The organism is Nostoc mirabile CHAB5784 (assembly GCF_020829645.1).
In the GTDB taxonomy this organism is placed as follows: Bacteria; Cyanobacteriota; Cyanobacteriia; order Cyanobacteriales; family Nostocaceae; genus Nostoc; species Nostoc mirabile.
Genome location: NZ_JAIVFS010000138.1, coordinates 1 through 16,099, shown reverse-complemented (window position 1 = coordinate 16,099; position 16,099 = coordinate 1). Strand labels below are relative to the sequence as shown.

The window sequence follows — 16,099 nt, the reverse complement described above, 5'->3', positions numbered from 1 at the left end:
CGGTTGGGTAAGCGTGAAAATCGAGAGTGTGTTTACCAGTTTGTGCCTGTTGATGATAAGCGTGATTCGATTTTCTCGCTTTGGTTAAATCGGGATGAAGCATTAAATCGTGAGTCGGTGTCAGTCAGCAATAATACAAGTACAACTACACCAGTCATTGACACCACCCCCCAGTTAAGCAGAGAAGATTCTGATTTGGTGTCAGTCAGCAATAATATAAGAACAACTACACCAGTCATTGACACCACTCCCCAGGATATTCCTCAAACACTCACGCCAGTGGAAAGTCTGACTGTCCAAGGATGGAAGGGGCTGAAGCTGAAAATGCGCCTTGGACTAGACAGCGCTGGCTCGTTCTACAGTGAGTTAGTCTCCAAGGTTGGCGAGGCTGTTGGCGTTGCTGATGGGGAGCCGTTTTGGAATGGGTATTTGGGGCAGTGGCAGGTTTGGGTTAACTTTGCCGATGGGTGTAAGTCTTTGGTGTGCGATTGGTTGGTTGCTGTGTAGATCGAGAAAGCTTTGGTAAAGAGTTGAGTAATTCATGCTTCCGATTTCGTCTTCCCGGCTTTTTTAGAGACAGCAATTGCACCAACTCCAAACAATAGACCTAGTAGGGAAGTGGGTTCTCTTACTGATGTAGATGAAGAACTCAGGGTAATATTGGCAGCAGAATCTTGATAGATGTATGTTCCTGCTCGTCCCACTTCACCCGTCAAGGTAATTTCAGAGCTTGAAGTTCTTTCTAAGGTATATCTAGGAGCATCAAAAGCAATGCCAAAATCAACTACTAAATTCCAATTCGACCTAGAATCAAGCTCAAAATCAACATCTGGGGTTAAGTTACCACCATTAGTAGAGCCTCTCTTCAAATTCAGGTCTAGATTGTTGACGGATAGCTCCCAATCGCTCAAAGTCCCGGACTCTGAGTAAACCACGAATCCTGAATATTCGCTCTTGAATGGCAAAAAGTTCGTAAGGAATGGGGTAGTAGCATCGACTAAGGTAAAATCACCCGAAAATTCTTGTCTAGTTAGAATAGCTCCCAGCACGGGAGTAGTATGAAATACGCTTGCAACTACCAAACCAATCACGGCGACGCTAACTTTGGGGAGTCGAACTTGATTCATGGATTGGTTATGCTATTTAAATTTGTTGAAGGTATGCTATCACATCCTTGGCAACTTAAGATACACTCAGTACACCAAAAAGTTCTGCGATGCCTGCGGTGTTCTCGAAGAATCGCGGTCATTGTCTAAGCCATGACTGAAAATAGCTGTATCTCTGACTGCGTTAGAACCGGGAGCGCGTCCGTGTCGATTGATTTTCATTGTCCCAACTGTAAACCCTCTAACCCACAGCGTACATCCGATCTAAGCCCTAGCGATCGCCGTTTCTACGTCAATTGAAACAAGTTTATTTAATTTTGAGAGATTAATGAGATATTAAGTTGAAAAAGTAATTCAGATAGAAACTTATGACAACTGAGCAAGAGCTTCAATCTCTTTTTAATACCTTAGATACCGATCAAGACGGCAAAATCTCCATTAATGATCTTTTTTTAAGTCCTGGTCTAAGTGTAATCATCTCATCAGAAACAAATATTACTACTCCCCAGGAATTAATAGTAAATTATGATTCAGACTTTGACGGTAGTATTACCTTTGAAGAGTTAAAGGAAGCAGTTGAGAAAGCAAATAATTTAACTTAGCAGTCAAAAAACCCAATACCAAATACCAATACCCAAAATCCCTCTAAGCGCCCACGTTTTGAGGGAAAAGCAATTTTCATGGTCATTGGTGACTCGTTAGCACAAAAGAGATGACCACACAAGTAATTGACATAATATCCTTTGACATTCCCTAAACACTCACCCAGGTGGAAAGTGCTGCTATTCAAGGTTGCAAGGGGCTGAAGCTGAAAATGCAGCTGGGCTGGACAGTGTTGGCTCTTTCTACAGTTGACGGGAGCAAGTTTGTTTTAACCCAGGATTGAACCTGAACCAACTTCCCATTGATGTTTGAGCAATTCCTGGTAAGTCGTTTCCCTTATCATCATCTGCTTATACAGCATCAGCAAAAACTCTTGAGCTTGTTCGCGCGACATCTGCTTCACTTGATCAGAGAAAGTTCTAAGGCTAAATTCTTGTTCTAAAGATAATTCAATGGGTTGATTCATCGCTTTTATTACCTACCCTTTTATTTGAGTTTGCTTATGTAAGCAAATATTGCTTTATATAAATATATATTACGATAACTTTACAAAAATTAAAGGGGTGTAAACCGTACCGACGTAGGTTAGAAATGCCGTATCTGCTGCTGAAAACCTTGATATCACTCCATTGTGGCAACCCAAGTTCTAATGTTTCTTACTTTGAGGTTTTAAAAGCATTTTTAACCTCTGCTTGCGGCTGGCGATCCCTGTTGGAGAAGATGGGCAATACTTTGGGCAAGAGTGGTGAGTGTTGTGGCGTGATGCTGGAGTTGGAGAATGTGGAGCCTCTGAAATTTGGTCAACTGATTGCAGCTGCGCCCGATTGGGTGCAATGGATGGGGTGAGTTGTTAATTTTTTCAATTTCCTTGAGACAGTTCTGCCTGTAACTGCTGCACTCGTTCCACTGTTAACCCTGTTACCCGCACAATTGTTTCAGTCGCTATACCCTCGCGCAGTAAATTCACCGCTACTTTTTCCAAAGCTTCCTGTTGCCAACTGGTTACAATCTCCATAATTTGCTCCTGTTCATTTAATCCCATTGTAGTAATAACCGTTTGGAAGACCTGCTTTTCAGCATCGTCTAGTCGCAAATACGTATCCACAAACCCAGAAATCAGCTGCATTCGTGCTGGGTCTAATCTTAATGTTGTCAGCAACCGCAAACATTCAGCTTTTACCTGCGGACGTTCCTCTCTCCTAATCCTCATCTTGGACATCAATGCCGCAGCCACCGGGTTTTGTTGCGTTAAGTAATCGCGCCAACTCAACTGATTTAATTGAATCGCTCTGAAATTAAAATCAAGCACATTTAGGTCGGTAAATCTCACGCAATGATTAGTCGATTCGGCGCGTTTGGGTTCATCAAATGAGAAAATCACCACTGGGTAAATCGGTAAATCGTACTTTTCATACAGCCGAGCAAAATATTTAAACATTCGCTTGGCAAATTCTGTCTGAGTGTAAGACTGATTTTCAACGTGAATTAAAAAATAAGTCTCCTGTTGCTGATAGCGCAACTGTACTAATAAATCAATCTCCTTTTTCTCCCCAGAGGTGACATCGTTAAAAATTTCTTGGGGCAGAAATTGAATGGAATTTTTATCAATTTCTTGCGTTACTTGAGGTAGGAATAAATCAAGAAACTCAACAAAAAATGTAGATAGTAGTTCTTTGAAGAGGCGATCGTGGTCAATCATCTTTTTAGAAGCAATATTAACCGAACCAGGGGATACAATCGCTGATGAGCATAGCACGGACGGTTGTAACTCGGTGGTGTACGATTGGTTGGCGGGGGTGTAGCTCGCACAGATATATATCAAAGCTTGAAACTAAGATAACTGTTTACTGCTAAATGAGCGCGATCTGCCAGATGGATACCTAAATCCTACTTTTTGACAAAGTTAGATGGGTCTTGATCTCGTCGATGCTGAGTGGGAATGGGGACTGGCTGCCCATCACCCGCAAGGGCTGCGGTTTTCTCCAAGGATTCCCTCAATCGCTTGGCTGCGTAAATGGACATATCTCGTGGTACATTAATGCGATCGCGCAAATATCGTAGAGCGACATCAGACCCCAATGGAGGTACACAGTCTTCACCGATCATCATGTGTGTTAAAGCACAACGTAGCGCTTGATCAAACAATTTATCATCTAAAGGGTTGACTCGGATAATATTGATGCGGTGTTCGATAGTTCGTTGAAGAGCTTCCATACGGGAGTTTTCCGGTTCTGGATAAGTAACATCTGGTAGCCCAAACCAGGGGCCCTTATCCACCCGCGCTTTATTGAGAAGCATCTGGGTTTCGCCATTTTCCCAACAGCCCCCCATCTGGGGCGGTAAATCATGTACATGGGTGTGAAAGTCACTCTGGGTACCGCAGTAGGTCGAGCGGCTTTCCATTGCCGCAAACCATCCGCTCAAGCGGGGGTTTTCCGAACGCAGCGAGTAGCCCTTGTAGTAGTAAAGGCTCGCATTCATCCGTTCGAGATAGGGTGTAAAAATGACATCGACGATACCGAAGCTATCTAAAAAGTAAGGGCTTGGGGTGCGACCCAGAGCTTCTTCTACCCTAGCCACCACTCCGATAAATTGTTCTCGGTTACGTTGTTCTTGTTGAGGCGTGCGGTAGTCATAGGGGGAGTTGCGTAGGGCAATACTTAGGACAATTCTATACTTTACAATATTTTCAATTACACCAAGGCTTAATTTAATCGATAGGTTCGCCCCGTCAGAGAAAAGATATTGGACAAATAGCAGCCTGAAAGTTTAGTCTGCAAAGGCATGGACGAATCACAGAGGCGGTTATGAAGCAGTTAAACAATACAAATACAACTTCAGAGTGAGTTGATGATTTACCAGCGATCATTCATTGGTTGTCACTTTCTTCTCTTCCAGTTTCTGTTTGACCAAGAATTACCACAAAATTTATCATAGTTTCAGCTTGCTAGAGGAAAAGTTGCTGCTAACATCCATCCAAAGAATAAGGCATTACCGATGGCATAGCTCCAATATTCGTTAAATAAGCTAGAAGTAAATGAAAAAATAGCCATAAGTATAGGGAACAAAGGCAATAAAAGATAAATAAATCCAAGATTTGGTAGCAAGTAAAGTACTAAAATAAAACCTCCGATTAAGGCTACACTTTGTCCTAGCCACCACAGAAGACGTTTTCCAAACAAGAGATTTTGTTGGGCTATACCTGATGCTAAAAACCAAGGAAAACTAACAAGTGCAAGTATCGGAAACAATTGCAAACGTATCCCAGTTAGCCACCACTGTAACCACACTACTTGAGCCATCGCTCCGAAACCAATCCATAACACTATGAATAGAACAATGCCGATTCCTAAACCTCTAACTGTAGGTCGTTGCATTCGTGACATAATCACAAGCCAAGTTAATCCTGCTGCACCAAACCAAATACTTACTGCTGTGCCTACTAAAACTCCACCTAAGTTATCAATATCACCGAGCCAATTACCTACTACAAGTGTACCGCTTGCAACAAAAGGCGCTACTATTAAGCCTGCCCAGCTTTTTAGTTGTTCTACCCTACTAGGGAGGAAAGAAGTAGTTAAAATAGGAGCAATTGCTCCTAGTATTACTAACCACGCCAAGAAGTGTAAAACGTACCAAATCATTCGATAATCAACATAGGTGCTTTGACGCTGGATTCCAAAAGTAGCATCAAGCCAATTTCTAGCAGCAAGGTGGCTTTGATCGCGGAACAAAATTGTAATATGTTCAGCATTAGGAATAATTACTAGCTCTCTTCCCTTGCCCTGAAATAAATTTTTATTTTCTCCACCTGCGCTTTCAAGTAACCGCTTTGCATTGGCAATAAATCTACCTTCCCAGCTTCCTGCTTGCAATTGCAGATTATCAGGAGCTTTTGGTGTAACTGAAGCACTTGTAGGAGAAATAGCTACGGTTGCCGCATAACGATTGACATTATTGATAGCAGCAGACATTACTGCACCGCTACCCATTGAGTGACCTAAAGTCGCTAAACGCAATTTATCTACCTCTGGTTGTTTTACAAGGGCTTCATAAGCAACATCAAGATTTTGCTGAAGTGAATTTTTTCGCAACGGTTTAGTATTAGCTGCATGACTATCAAAGTCCCATACTATAACTGCGTAACCTGCATCTGCTAACGTGTAGGCGTACCCAAGCATTAACTGCTTAGAACCTGCATACCCATGTGCTATTAAAACACCAGGTACATTTTTTGCATTCTTTGACACTATGTATAATAGCGGCACACCATCACAGACCATTTGCTTTACTGTAAGAGACGCCTGTACCGTCATTACTCTCCACCAAGAAATAGCAATTACTAATAGTGCCAAAATCAGCGTCAGTAAACGCTTATTGTTCATAGAGTTTTAGTTAATAGACCTTTTGCAAATTATTTGCACAGTATTCTGACAATTTTTGTCTTTCTGTTGACGTGAGCTTTACTGTTAGCCGTTTAACTGCCAATTTTTTATTGACCATTTAGTTTTTATACTGGCATATTACTCTTATCAGATAATAAGCAATAAACACTTATTGTTTGTACTCGGAGTGTTTTGAATGAGTAACAGTAATAGTTGATCATGCTAAAAATTTTAGTGACAGGTGCAACTGGAAACGTCGGTCAAGAAGTTCTGAGCTTACTACAATCCCACGATTGTAATATCTGTGCTGGAGTTAGAAATCTAAACAACGCTAAACACCTATACAGGCAACAATATTCAGTGCGTCCCCTTCGACTTTACCAATCCTGACACCTTTGATCATGCTTTTTTTGAAGTCAATAAACTTTTTTTAGTGCGTCCGCCTGCCCTTGCTAATATTCGTCTTCAAATTGCCCCAGCCCTAAATGCTGCAAAACTCGCTCTCTTTGAGCATATCGTGTTTCTTTCAATACTAGGAGGTGAACGCAACCGTTTTCTGCCACACTCCCAAATTGAACGCTATATCAACCAATTAGGTATTAGACCCTGTATGGGAATCAAAAGAGGCTTTCTCATCTCCAATGGCTGATCAACATTTTTCAAGAACCTTATTCAAAATTGTATGCTGCTGGTAATTTAGATGTATGGATGAAGACTGCTGGATTTGAGCAGGTACAAACAAAGTCTGTGGGGTGGCTCAACCAAGTAACACAAGGTATCAAGCCAAATAAATTCACTTTTTCCCGTGAAACCACGTAAATTTTTATTCTCAGCGTTCGCTTGAATTGCTGGGATCTAATGTTGTACTCTTTTTTTAAAGTTCGATTGGCCAGCAGATGAACATAGGAATAATCTCGCCAAAAAATAGCGGGTTTTTAGAAGTGATGCCAGAGGGAGAAAACAGCGACTATTGGCAGATTGCAGCTATACACTTTAATGGTCAAGTCTTCTGCCCTAGCCCTCGCCTTTATCGCAGTGAGCATGTGGCATTAGCGCAAGCTGCACAAATTTATGATTGGCTAGCTGACCACCAGCCACAATTTAGTGGTGGGGGTTGTTACTGCTCCGAGTTGAAGCTGGCACTGTGGCATCAACCGAAAGTATTTTAGTTGCCCATGTCAAAATTGAAGCGGCAAACAAAGAAATTTTTGCTCTAAGTTTGATTGCTGTGGGTACAACTAAGCTAGTAGACGACTTAAATCCGACCAAAAAAGATGTTAAGTTTGTGACTACACAATTTTATCTGAGAGTGCAACCGAACTAATAGTAGTCTCACGCCAGAATGGCTGTTTGTAAATGTTTTTTCAGCTTACCTGTAAACAACACCAATTAGACAACCTGGGAGTAGGCATGGTTTTAAAAATACTCAATACCCTGATTAGTGATCAAAGGTGGGGGTGATAGCCGAGTTTAAGGAGACTTGCCCCGATGGTTTGCTCAATTTGACGGGAGCAAGATTTGCTTTAGCCCAAGATTGAACCTGAACCAACTTCCCACTCATGTTTGAGCAATTCCTGGTAAGTCTTTTCCCTTATCATCATCTGCTTATAGAGCATCAGCAAAAACAATGCGAGCTTGTTCACGGGACATCTGCTGCACTTGATCAGAAAAAGTTCTAAGGCTAAATTCTTGTTCTAATTTTTGAACAACTCCTGAAAACTCTTTATTCACAAACTGCGGATCTTTCAATAATAAACCATTCATGGTACAAGATTGCTAAGAAAAATTCTTCATTCTTCAGGCGATCGCATACTGCCATAAATCCCGAAAAGAATGGATCATCTTCATAGGTAGTATCTGATAAAAAAACTGTTACAGAATTCTTATCCGCACTCCAGATACAACGTATTATAGTAATATTAGGATGATGTGATTTATCTACAGGTAATAATATTGAGCATTCTTCCACTGACAAAAATTCTGGTTCTTCATATCTGAAAACCGATTCCCAACTTTCTGGCCCTTCATGTTTCTCAATAATTCTATCCCACCTAACTGACTTGATTTTTTCCAGAGTTTCTATCGATATTTCGGAAATTTTCATAGTTTTTACTACAGTTAATAAATTTTCATAATTAACATCTGGCATTCGGCATCAATGTGCTGTTTTATACGACAAAGAAGGGGATGCCCATTTTGATACCATCAGTGCTTTTATCAAGAGCTTACGAGATAACTATGCCAATTAAAAAACGCATTGAGCTTAGTCCGGGATCTTTTCTTAATCCCGCAGATAAAAAGATAGTTGTCAATTTAGCTAGTGAAGACATTTTAACTTTAATCACCCAAGAATTAAAAACTCGTTACTCCCCAGAAACTCAAAAACAATTACTTGAGGAGAGTTCCCAGTTGTTGCCTGATTTCGTGCTTCAAGAATTATTAAAGCGCCAAGAGCAGGTAGTAAACGTTAACCCCGATACCTTAATAGTGGTTAACTGTCAAATAGCAGAGGTAGAGGTTGATGACTTGGGATTTGATTTAAATATCGAAGCATATTTTGTCATTGCAGATACAACAGGTCAAAACCATTTTCGGGCTAATAAGATAGTCCTTTGGTCGAATATATGGGGAGATGAACAACGGCTTTTTGATTTAGAAGATGAACTAGGTGAGCAATTCTGGACAGATTATCAAATTCAGTTGCTTTTTGATGAAAAAAATCAGCAAACAATTGAACTATCAGTATCTCAAACAGATGATTATACAGCAAGGTTGGAATTTTACCCATCACTGAAAATGTTTTCACCATCCATAGTTCCCTTTACAGATAATGACTTTTAAGATTTTCAAGTCACATCAGAATTAACAGACTCCTTATAGGGAAAACCACAGTAAGGACAGAAGCGAAATTTTACCGACGTAATCGGTTCCTTACACTTGGCGCAACTATTACGTAACCCAGTCCCGCACAAAAAACAGAACTTAGACCTGGGCGACAACCAAATATCTTCAAGCGTTGTTCCAGGCTGCCAACACTGGGGACAAAATTTGAGAACATCTGATGCCCCAAGAGCAACCCCACGGACAACTGCATCAAGGTACTCAGATGGAACCTGCAATGCGACAGCTAACCCGCGCTGGCTTTTACTATTAAGCTTGGTAGTCATACCTCGTTCAATCTTACCCAAACTTTGAAGATGAATCCCTGCCTTTAGGACCAGTTCAGTTTGACTTAACGAAAGGCTGGTGCGTATTCTTTTAACGTATTCTGCCAGTGATTCTTGGGGTTGAGGGGTATTGTCCATGCCTTGAGTATGTATTAATATATATATTTAGTTATCTTATTTAAATATGTTTTTTGAATATCTTATGCTGCTTTTAGACCGAAAAATAGGTAAAACATGACAACTACATTAGCACAAGTCGCTACAGCTTTTATCTCACGAGATGGATTAGCTGCTAGTACACTTAAATCTTACGAACAAACGCTACTATCTTTGCTCAAAAAGCATGGCAAAACACCTGTAGAATTAGTAGATCGTCAACTGCTAAAAGATTATCTCCAAAGTTTAGATGACTTAAATTACACAACCCATAATCGCCATCAAGCGATAATCAGCGCCCTGTTTAATTTTGCTGTAGATTCCGGCTACATTCAATCAAACCCAGCCAGCCGTTTAAGTCCCAGGAAGCCAGAACGACAACGAGGAGAACACAAGACAGACGAGGTAATACGCTATCTCACGCCATCACAGCTAGATATTTTGTATGATAACGTCAAAAAATCTAACGCCAGACTGGAGACGATAGTCCGCTTGCTGCATCGAAGTGGAGCCAGGATTGGAGAATTACTCTCCTTAGAGTTAGCACACATAAATATGGAGCAACGCAAGTTCCAAGTTGTAGGTAAAGGCAACAAACAACGCTGGTGTTTTTATAGTGAAGATGCAGAAATTGCTTTACAAGACTATATCAAATATTATCGTCATCCTGCCTCCAAAGCATTATTCACTGCCCAGCACCCAACAACTAAAGTCATAACACCAGTAAGTTATGAAGCCGTGAGCGCAGACTGGAGAAAAGTAATTAACCAAAGCCATGAACTCAAAGGCATTCGGCTGCATGACCTGCAGCATACATTTGCGACTGAGCGGGTGGGACTAATGGCGATTGAGGAGCTACGGGCGCTGATGGGACACGAAAATATCCAAACTACCTTACGCTACCAGAAAATCACATCTTCACGGGCAGAAACAGTAGCTAAAACAGCTTTAAATAATTTATTAAATAATATATAAATTGTTTATTTTTAAGTTAGATGTTCAGTGAATAAAGCAGCACTTACTCAAAGTAGTGTAGAGTATAAACCATACTCCAAATCAAAGGAGTGAGGGTTCAGGAAATCAAACTCATAAAGTCTGCATTTTTACAAGAATATTCACAAAACTTTCTATTTATCCCTCGTTCCTGTTAGTAAATTCAAAATTCAATCAGGCGATCGCTCTTTTGCATCGGGTATATACTGGGCTTTGAGACAAGCTCACGAATGATGGGATACTTGGACTTGTTACAATACTGTTCGGTTAAGCCGAAAAAATAACTCCAATGTAGGTCATTGTTGTGGTCAAGGGATTTACTAATTTTGTCTATCTTTGCTCAACGTTCAGTATTCATCCGCCATTTTCTAAAACTTGCATCTGTAAATGTTCTTTCAAATCTAATGGTTCCGTTGGCAGGACTAATAGATGTAATGTTTTTAGGGCATTTAACGGAGATTCGTCATTTAGCAGGCGTGGCAATAGCAACAATTTTATTCAATTATATTTATTGGACATTCGGTTTCTTACGCATGGGTACAACTGGAATGGTTGCACAGGCTATAGGGCGTAAAGATAACCAATCAGCATTACTGATTGGTTTACAGCATGGAATTTTAGCGCTGATATTAGGACTTGCCATCCTGATATTTCAAAAACCTTTACAAATATTAGGGTTTGCAATTCTAAGTGCTACAGCAGAAGTTAAAAGTTCTGGAGTTGATTTCTATAATGCTTTGATATGGGGTGCCCCAGCAACATTGATTAACTTTGTCTTGATTGGTTGGTTTCTTGGACAAGCACAAAGTAGTAAAGTGTTGTTGCTTTCAGCTATTATCAATTGTGCAAATGTACTACTAGATTATCTATTTATTGTTCAGTGGGGATGGTCAAGTAGAGGAGCTGGGTTAGCGACAGCCACTAGTCAGTATCTCATGCTGATGGTAGGTATTTTGCTATATTGTCAAACAATTTCATTTAAACAAATACAAGCTTTAACTGGGGAACTATTTGACCTGTCTGCTTTAAAATCAGCTTTCATGCTGAATGGAGAAATTATTATTCGGACTTTTGCTTTAATTTCGACAATGGCGATGTTTAGCAACCTTAGTTCTATGTTAGGAACTGAAATTCTGGCGGCAAATACCCTCCTGATGCAAGTGGTGAGCTTGGCAGCATATTTTATTGATGGCTTGGCATTCGCTACTGAGAGCTTGGCTGGAATTTTTCAAGGTAGTGGAAATATTACTTCTTTAAAAAAACTGTTACAAACTTCTGTAGTCAGTAGCTTAATTATAGGATTAATGTTTGCTACTGCATTTATTTTTGCCCCAGAATCACTGTTAAGATTGCTGACCAATCATACTGAAATTATCAATAATTTACGCTCTTATATTCCTTGGTTGTTACCAGTCTTAGGTTTTGGTTCGGTCGCTTATGCGCTAGATGGTTATTTTCTCGGGTTGACTCAAGGTCATACACTTCGTCAAGCTATGCTGAAAGCCACTGTAATCGGTTTTTTTCCATCAGCAATTATATCTTGGTATTTCCATAATAGTCATTTACTATGGCTATCAATGTCTTTATTTATGGCAGCAAGAACAATCACTTTGGCATTGTGCGTACCAAAAACATTAACTAAAAGATAGGGATGAATGCAGAATAAACCTATATTCAGGGGACAGGGGTGGAAAAATAAGCTTTTGAGTTGAATACAAGTTAAAGGTGGGGACTGAAATCATCTTTCTTGCTTGCCTGAATTTGAGTCTCCACCACTGACTAGCAATCTTTTATCCTAGCTTACCCTCATCACTCCTATAAGTCATAGCTCTAGGTTTTCTTTTCTTGAGAGGGACTACTGATTTCTTGGGTGCTTGTGGCGGACGGCATTTCTCACAGTAAAGCGGTCGCACACCAAAGGTTTCTCGTTGTGTGGGTTGCTCACACTGCTTACATACGAAGTTGAAAACGCGAGTGTGAATTTCCCGCTTGTGCGCTCTGACGGTGTACTCTCGGACTGGGATTATTTTGCTGGGCATTGACTACCTTTGTGGTCTTACTTCTTCAATATAGTTTTTCATATTAGTTCTGCAAGATCCGTGCGTCATCTGACTAAAGTAATTCTACTTAATCAAATAAATACTCTTGAATGTCATTTTGATGATGGCGGAGAATACTTATAGCTTTGACCTGGATTTGACGAATGCGCTCTCGGCTGAGGTTTAGCTGTTGGCCAATCTGAGCGAGATTGAAATGCTGATCATTTTCTAGCCCAAAACTTAAAGTCAACACTTGACGTTGAATAGGTGTCAGTGGTTCTAAGAATTTAGCCACATCTTGGGATAAAAGTTCTTGGGTGAGCAGTTTTTCTGGTGAAACGCCAACGTCTGCTAAACTTTCGCCCAATTCTGTCTCTTGCTCATCTCCGACTTGTTTATTTAAAGAAATGGCTGTGCGAGAAGCAGTGAGATATTCTCGAAGCTTATCTGTGCTTATGTTTAAGAGTGTTGCAATTTCTTCAGCAGTGGCATGACGACCGAGTTTTTGAAAGCTTTCTCGCTGCACCTTCTTAATTTTATTAAGTATTTCAGTTAGATGAACAGGCAATCTAATAGTGCGGGATTGTTCTGCGATAGCTCTGGTTATAGCTTGACTAATCCACCAATAGGCGTAGGTTGATAGCTTATAGCCCCGGTTGGGATCAAACTTTTCTATACCTTTTTGTAAACCGATTGCTCCTTCCTGAATCAAATCTAAAAATTCCAAATTGCGGTTTTGATATTTCTTGGCAACAGAAACTACTAGTCGCAGGTTAGCTGTCACCATTTTTTGTTTAGCCTTTTGACCAAGGTGTAGTGCTGCTCGGATTTGTGCTTCCGTTTTTTCGACAGCATTGGCTAATTCTGTTATTGTTGGTTCTCGATCTAGCTGTTGGGTGAGTTCATTTTTAGATTGCTCAATGGCAATCATTTCTTGTACCTGTCTACCATAAGCAATTTCTTCCTCTGGCTTTAATAAAGGATACTGACCAATTTCCTGCAAATAGATGCGAACCATGTCTGAACTGAGGCTGGACATACAAACTTTTCGGCTTTTTTTTAACCAGGGGACTTAAAAGTATAAATCAAATAGCTCAATAAAGTTTTCTATTTTGAAGAACCAAAACATATCATTAATGCAGTCCTGCCTGAAGTAACCGTTGCTGTAACCTTGTGTACCGCCGTTGGTCATCAGTAGAGCGCACCGCCAGAGATATCGCTTTTTTCGCTCCAACCACGATCGCTAACTTCTTGGCACGGGTCAGCCCGGTGTAAAACAGGTTCCGGGTTAACATCATGTAGTGCTGCATATAGATTGGCAGAATCACCACCGGATATTCTGACCCCTGGCTTTTATGAATAGTCACGCTCCACGCTAGCGCAATTTCATTGAGGTCAGCGTAATCGTAAACTACAGTCCGCTCACCATACAGCACCGTAACTTCCATCTCTTCAGTATCAATGGCTTGGATTATTCCCAAGTCGCCGTTGAAAACTTCACGGTTGTAGTCATTGGTTAGCTGGATGATGCGATCGCCTTCGCGCAACAAATTCCCACCTCTGTTGATCTCCACCTTGTTGGGGCTGGGTGGGTTGATCAACTGCTGCAATACTGTGTTCAGGTTGCGAGTCCCGACTACTCCCCGTGTCATGGGGCAAAGGACTTGGACATCAGTGGCGGGATTAAAACCTAACCGAGGAATTAAGTCTGTGATTAATTCACAGATTGCTTGTACCCCATGTTCGGGTTGATATCCGCCGCCGTGCCAAATACAATCAGACACGGGATTATCAGATATAGGCTCAATTGTTGGGTACTGGCCCCGGTTGATTTGGTGAGCAGCAGAGATGATTGCGCTCTGTTGGGCTTGGCGAAATACCTGGGTCAACCGCACCACGGGAACTCGCCCAGAATTGATCAGGTCAGCGAGTATTTGACCTGCCCCCACTGACGGTAACTGGTCAATATCTCCCACCAACAACAGTTGAGCGCCTTGGGCTACTGCTTTAACCAAGGAATACGCCAGAAATAAGTCCAACTATCGAAGCTTCATCAATGATAATTGCTGTATGGGGCAAGGGATTGTCATTATCGCATTTAAATCCTCTTGTCCTGGGGTCAAATTCCAACAAGCGATGAATCGTTTTTGCCTCCAGTCCAGTCATCTCACCCAAGCGTTGTACAGCGCGTCCAGTGGGTGCAGCCAAAACAATAGATTTCCCCATCGCTTTCCATAAACTAACTATGGTGTGGGTAGTGAAAGTTTTTCCAACGCCAGGGCCACCAGTCAAAATCATCATCCTGGAGTAAGCTGCTATCTCGACCGCTTGCTGTTGTTGCTCTGAAAGCTGAAGAGAGTGACTAGCCGTGAAGCGCTCAATCCAGGCACGGACACGGGGAATATCTTGTGCAATGGGCTGGCTCAAGCGCCCAGATATCAGTTGTGCTAGGTTTTGTTCAGTATGAAAGTAAGTTGGTTTGTAGCACAGCAGGGTTTGGTCTGAAATTTTCTCTCTGATTAGCTCATCTTTCAAAGCCATGTCTTTGATAGTTTGAGCGATTGCATCTTCTGTTGGCTGATGCTCCTCAGTAGTCAACAGTTTAATCACGGACTCAATTAGTTCTGGCTGTGGTGAGTAGCAATGCCCATCCTCGGCTGCTTCGCTCAAAGCATGGACAAGTCCAGCACAATATCTGAATTCGCTATCTGGTGCAACTCCCAAGTTACGGGCAATCTTATCAGCAGTTAGAAAACCAATACCGTAGATATCGGCTGCTAGTTGGTACGGGTTATGGGTTACTGTGGCGATCGCTTTGTCTTGGTATTGTTTGTAAATCTTGACTGCATAAGTGGTTGAAACGCCGTGGCTTTGCAGAAACACCATTACTTCTTTTATGGCTTTTTGGGTTGACCAGGCGTTTTTGATGAGAGTGATCCGCTTCTTGGCAATACCCTGGACTTCAATCAGTCGTTCAATCTGGTTTTCGATGATGTCCAGGGTTTCTAGCCCGAAGTGAGCAACAATCCGTCTTGCTGTGACTGGGCCAACACCTTTAATCAGCCCACTACTCAAGTATTTTTCAATTCCAGTGAGAGTAGCTGGTTTGGTTTCTTTGTAGTTGACTATTTGGAACTGGGGGCCAAATTGTGGATGGTCACACCAGAAACCAGTTAGTTGTAAAGTCTGCCCTGGCTGGATATTAGCAAAGCTGCCAACAATTGTTGTGAGTTCGGTGCTACGGGGGCGAGTCAGCCTTGCCACAGTGTAACCCGATTCAGCAGAGTAAAAAGTTAGGCGTTCTACGACTCGGGTGATTGTTTCGTGTTGAGGAAAGGCGCTTACTTGTTGAGTGTTAGATTAGGGGGAGTGGACATTGCTTATGATCAGATGCCGCACATAATTATATATAATACTGGAATTCAGTTCTTGTAGTACATAAATACTATACCTTTTTGAGATTACAGTAATAGTAGATGATAAAGTCGAAAATGCTGCTTCGCTTCACCATACGATGACTACGAGCGGAATGGCACTAAGAAAAGCTCTAAGCTATACGGAATAAGGGCTACAGCTTTGAAAGTTATTGAACAGTCGAGGAGGGGTCAGGCGGTCGTCCTTGATGCAGTGTCATGGAAGCGATCGCCACA

18 protein-coding genes and 5 pseudogenes are annotated in these 16,099 nt (G+C 41.4%); 10 read left to right on the top strand and 13 right to left on the bottom strand.

Going from position 1 to position 16,099, the window contains the following annotated elements; all coding sequences use genetic code 11:
* Positions 1 to 507 (top strand): hypothetical protein (locus tag LC653_RS39900; RefSeq protein ID WP_229500851.1); only part of this gene is annotated, 507 nt, incomplete at its 5' end.
* A 32-nt stretch (positions 508 to 539) separates the two neighbouring features.
* On the opposite strand, the gene LC653_RS39895 is transcribed toward LC653_RS39900, so the two are convergent.
* Together LC653_RS39895 and LC653_RS46575 are read right to left on the bottom strand one after the other, a co-directional pair.
* Positions 540 to 1,127, bottom strand: coding sequence for a PEP-CTERM sorting domain-containing protein (locus LC653_RS39895; RefSeq protein WP_229500850.1), 588 nt, complete (start codon positions 1,125 to 1,127; stop codon positions 540 to 542).
* Between the two features lie 66 nt (positions 1,128 to 1,193).
* The gene (locus LC653_RS46575; RefSeq protein WP_267923391.1) at positions 1,194 to 1,328 is read right to left on the bottom strand and encodes a hypothetical protein; all 135 of its coding nucleotides are present in this window, start codon (positions 1,326 to 1,328) and stop codon (positions 1,194 to 1,196) included.
* A 146-nt stretch (positions 1,329 to 1,474) separates the two neighbouring features.
* Here LC653_RS46575 and LC653_RS39890 point away from each other — a divergent pair, with 146 nt between their 5' ends.
* Complete coding sequence (locus tag LC653_RS39890) at positions 1,475 to 1,708, top strand: EF-hand domain-containing protein (RefSeq protein WP_229500849.1); 234 nt, start codon at positions 1,475 to 1,477, stop codon at positions 1,706 to 1,708.
* 269 nt (positions 1,709 to 1,977) lie between these two features.
* Here LC653_RS39890 and LC653_RS39885 read toward each other — a convergent pair whose 3' ends face one another.
* On the bottom strand, positions 1,978 to 2,175 hold the full coding sequence (locus tag LC653_RS39885) for an NblA/ycf18 family protein (protein ID WP_229500848.1): 198 nt from the start codon (positions 2,173 to 2,175) through the stop codon (positions 1,978 to 1,980).
* Between the two features lie 125 nt (positions 2,176 to 2,300).
* Between LC653_RS39885 and LC653_RS39880 the strand changes: the two genes are divergently transcribed.
* Positions 2,301 to 2,555 carry a hypothetical protein gene (locus LC653_RS39880; protein ID WP_229500847.1) on the top strand — a complete coding sequence of 85 codons (255 nt, stop codon included), beginning with the start codon at positions 2,301 to 2,303 and terminating at the stop codon, positions 2,553 to 2,555.
* 13 nt (positions 2,556 to 2,568) lie between these two features.
* On the opposite strand, the gene LC653_RS39875 is transcribed toward LC653_RS39880, so the two are convergent.
* The 3 genes and pseudogenes from LC653_RS39875 to LC653_RS39865 form a co-directional block, all read right to left on the bottom strand.
* Positions 2,569 to 3,465: an Rpn/YhgA-type helix-turn-helix domain-containing protein gene (locus LC653_RS39875; RefSeq protein WP_308189221.1), complete on the bottom strand. Its 897-nt coding sequence runs from the start codon at positions 3,463 to 3,465 to the stop codon at positions 2,569 to 2,571.
* Positions 3,466 to 3,596: 131 nt separating this feature from the next.
* Positions 3,597 to 4,328 (bottom strand): annotated as a pseudogene (locus LC653_RS39870) (glutathione S-transferase family protein); the annotation flags it as partial.
* Positions 4,329 to 4,648: 320 nt separating this feature from the next.
* Complete coding sequence (locus LC653_RS39865; RefSeq protein ID WP_229500846.1) at positions 4,649 to 6,094, bottom strand: alpha/beta hydrolase; 1,446 nt, start codon at positions 6,092 to 6,094, stop codon at positions 4,649 to 4,651.
* Between the two features lie 433 nt (positions 6,095 to 6,527).
* Between LC653_RS39865 and LC653_RS39860 the strand changes: the two genes are divergently transcribed.
* The 3 genes from LC653_RS39860 to LC653_RS39850 all read left to right on the top strand — a co-directional run bounded on the left by LC653_RS39860 (position 6,528) and on the right by LC653_RS39850 (position 7,418).
* On the top strand, positions 6,528 to 6,743 hold the full coding sequence (locus tag LC653_RS39860) for a Rossmann-fold NAD(P)-binding domain-containing protein (RefSeq protein WP_229500845.1): 216 nt from the start codon (positions 6,528 to 6,530) through the stop codon (positions 6,741 to 6,743).
* 247 nt (positions 6,744 to 6,990) lie between these two features.
* Positions 6,991 to 7,263, top strand: coding sequence for a hypothetical protein (locus tag LC653_RS39855; protein WP_229500844.1), 273 nt, complete (start codon positions 6,991 to 6,993; stop codon positions 7,261 to 7,263).
* Positions 7,239 to 7,418 carry a DUF6748 domain-containing protein gene (locus LC653_RS39850; protein WP_229500843.1) on the top strand — a complete coding sequence of 60 codons (180 nt, stop codon included), beginning with the start codon at positions 7,239 to 7,241 and terminating at the stop codon, positions 7,416 to 7,418. Before LC653_RS39855 ends, LC653_RS39850 begins: the two co-directional genes overlap by 25 nt.
* 199 nt (positions 7,419 to 7,617) lie before the next feature.
* Here LC653_RS39850 and LC653_RS39845 read toward each other — a convergent pair.
* Together LC653_RS39845 and LC653_RS39840 are read right to left on the bottom strand one after the other, a co-directional pair.
* Positions 7,618 to 7,825, bottom strand: a pseudogene (locus tag LC653_RS39845) (NblA/ycf18 family protein).
* A complete protein-coding gene (locus LC653_RS39840; RefSeq protein ID WP_229500842.1) occupies positions 7,818 to 8,243 on the bottom strand; it encodes a hypothetical protein in 426 nt (141 codons plus the stop codon). The pseudogene LC653_RS39845 and the gene LC653_RS39840 overlap by 8 nt, the downstream one beginning before the upstream one ends.
* Between LC653_RS39840 and LC653_RS47670 the strand changes: the two genes are divergently transcribed.
* Positions 8,242 to 8,343 carry a hypothetical protein gene (locus LC653_RS47670; protein WP_372478286.1) on the top strand — a complete coding sequence of 34 codons (102 nt, stop codon included), beginning with the start codon at positions 8,242 to 8,244 and terminating at the stop codon, positions 8,341 to 8,343. The genes LC653_RS39840 and LC653_RS47670 overlap by 2 nt on opposite strands.
* Positions 8,333 to 8,935 (top strand): hypothetical protein, encoded by a 603-nt coding sequence (locus tag LC653_RS39835; RefSeq protein WP_229500841.1) that lies wholly within the window; start codon positions 8,333 to 8,335, stop codon positions 8,933 to 8,935. The genes LC653_RS47670 and LC653_RS39835 overlap by 11 nt, the downstream gene beginning before the upstream one ends.
* 5 nt (positions 8,936 to 8,940) lie before the next feature.
* On the opposite strand, the pseudogene LC653_RS47080 reads toward LC653_RS39835, so the two are convergent.
* Together LC653_RS47080 and LC653_RS47665 are read right to left on the bottom strand one after the other, a co-directional pair.
* Positions 8,941 to 9,126: pseudogene (locus LC653_RS47080) on the bottom strand (double zinc ribbon domain-containing protein); the annotation flags it as partial.
* A 123-nt stretch (positions 9,127 to 9,249) separates the two neighbouring features.
* A pseudogene (locus LC653_RS47665) lies at positions 9,250 to 9,399 on the bottom strand (helix-turn-helix domain-containing protein); the annotation flags it as partial.
* A gap of 96 nt (positions 9,400 to 9,495) precedes the next feature.
* Here LC653_RS47665 and LC653_RS39825 point away from each other — a divergent pair.
* Positions 9,496 to 10,392, top strand: a complete 897-nt coding sequence (locus tag LC653_RS39825; protein ID WP_229500839.1) for a tyrosine-type recombinase/integrase — start codon at positions 9,496 to 9,498, stop codon at positions 10,390 to 10,392.
* A gap of 344 nt (positions 10,393 to 10,736) precedes the next feature.
* Positions 10,737 to 12,059 carry a guanitoxin biosynthesis MATE family efflux transporter GntT gene (gene gntT, locus LC653_RS39820; RefSeq protein ID WP_229500838.1) on the top strand — a complete coding sequence of 441 codons (1,323 nt, stop codon included), beginning with the start codon at positions 10,737 to 10,739 and terminating at the stop codon, positions 12,057 to 12,059.
* 141 nt (positions 12,060 to 12,200) lie between these two features.
* Here gntT and LC653_RS39815 read toward each other — a convergent pair whose 3' ends face one another.
* The 3 genes and pseudogenes from LC653_RS39815 to recD2 form a co-directional block, all read right to left on the bottom strand.
* Positions 12,201 to 12,449, bottom strand: coding sequence for a hypothetical protein (locus LC653_RS39815; protein ID WP_229500837.1), 249 nt, complete (start codon positions 12,447 to 12,449; stop codon positions 12,201 to 12,203).
* Positions 12,450 to 12,537: 88 nt separating this feature from the next.
* Positions 12,538 to 13,488 carry an RpoD/SigA family RNA polymerase sigma factor gene (locus LC653_RS39810; protein WP_229500836.1) on the bottom strand — a complete coding sequence of 317 codons (951 nt, stop codon included), beginning with the start codon at positions 13,486 to 13,488 and terminating at the stop codon, positions 12,538 to 12,540.
* A 94-nt stretch (positions 13,489 to 13,582) separates the two neighbouring features.
* Positions 13,583 to 15,826: pseudogene (gene recD2 / locus LC653_RS46570) on the bottom strand (SF1B family DNA helicase RecD2).
* Positions 15,827 to 16,099 lie beyond the last annotated feature (273 nt).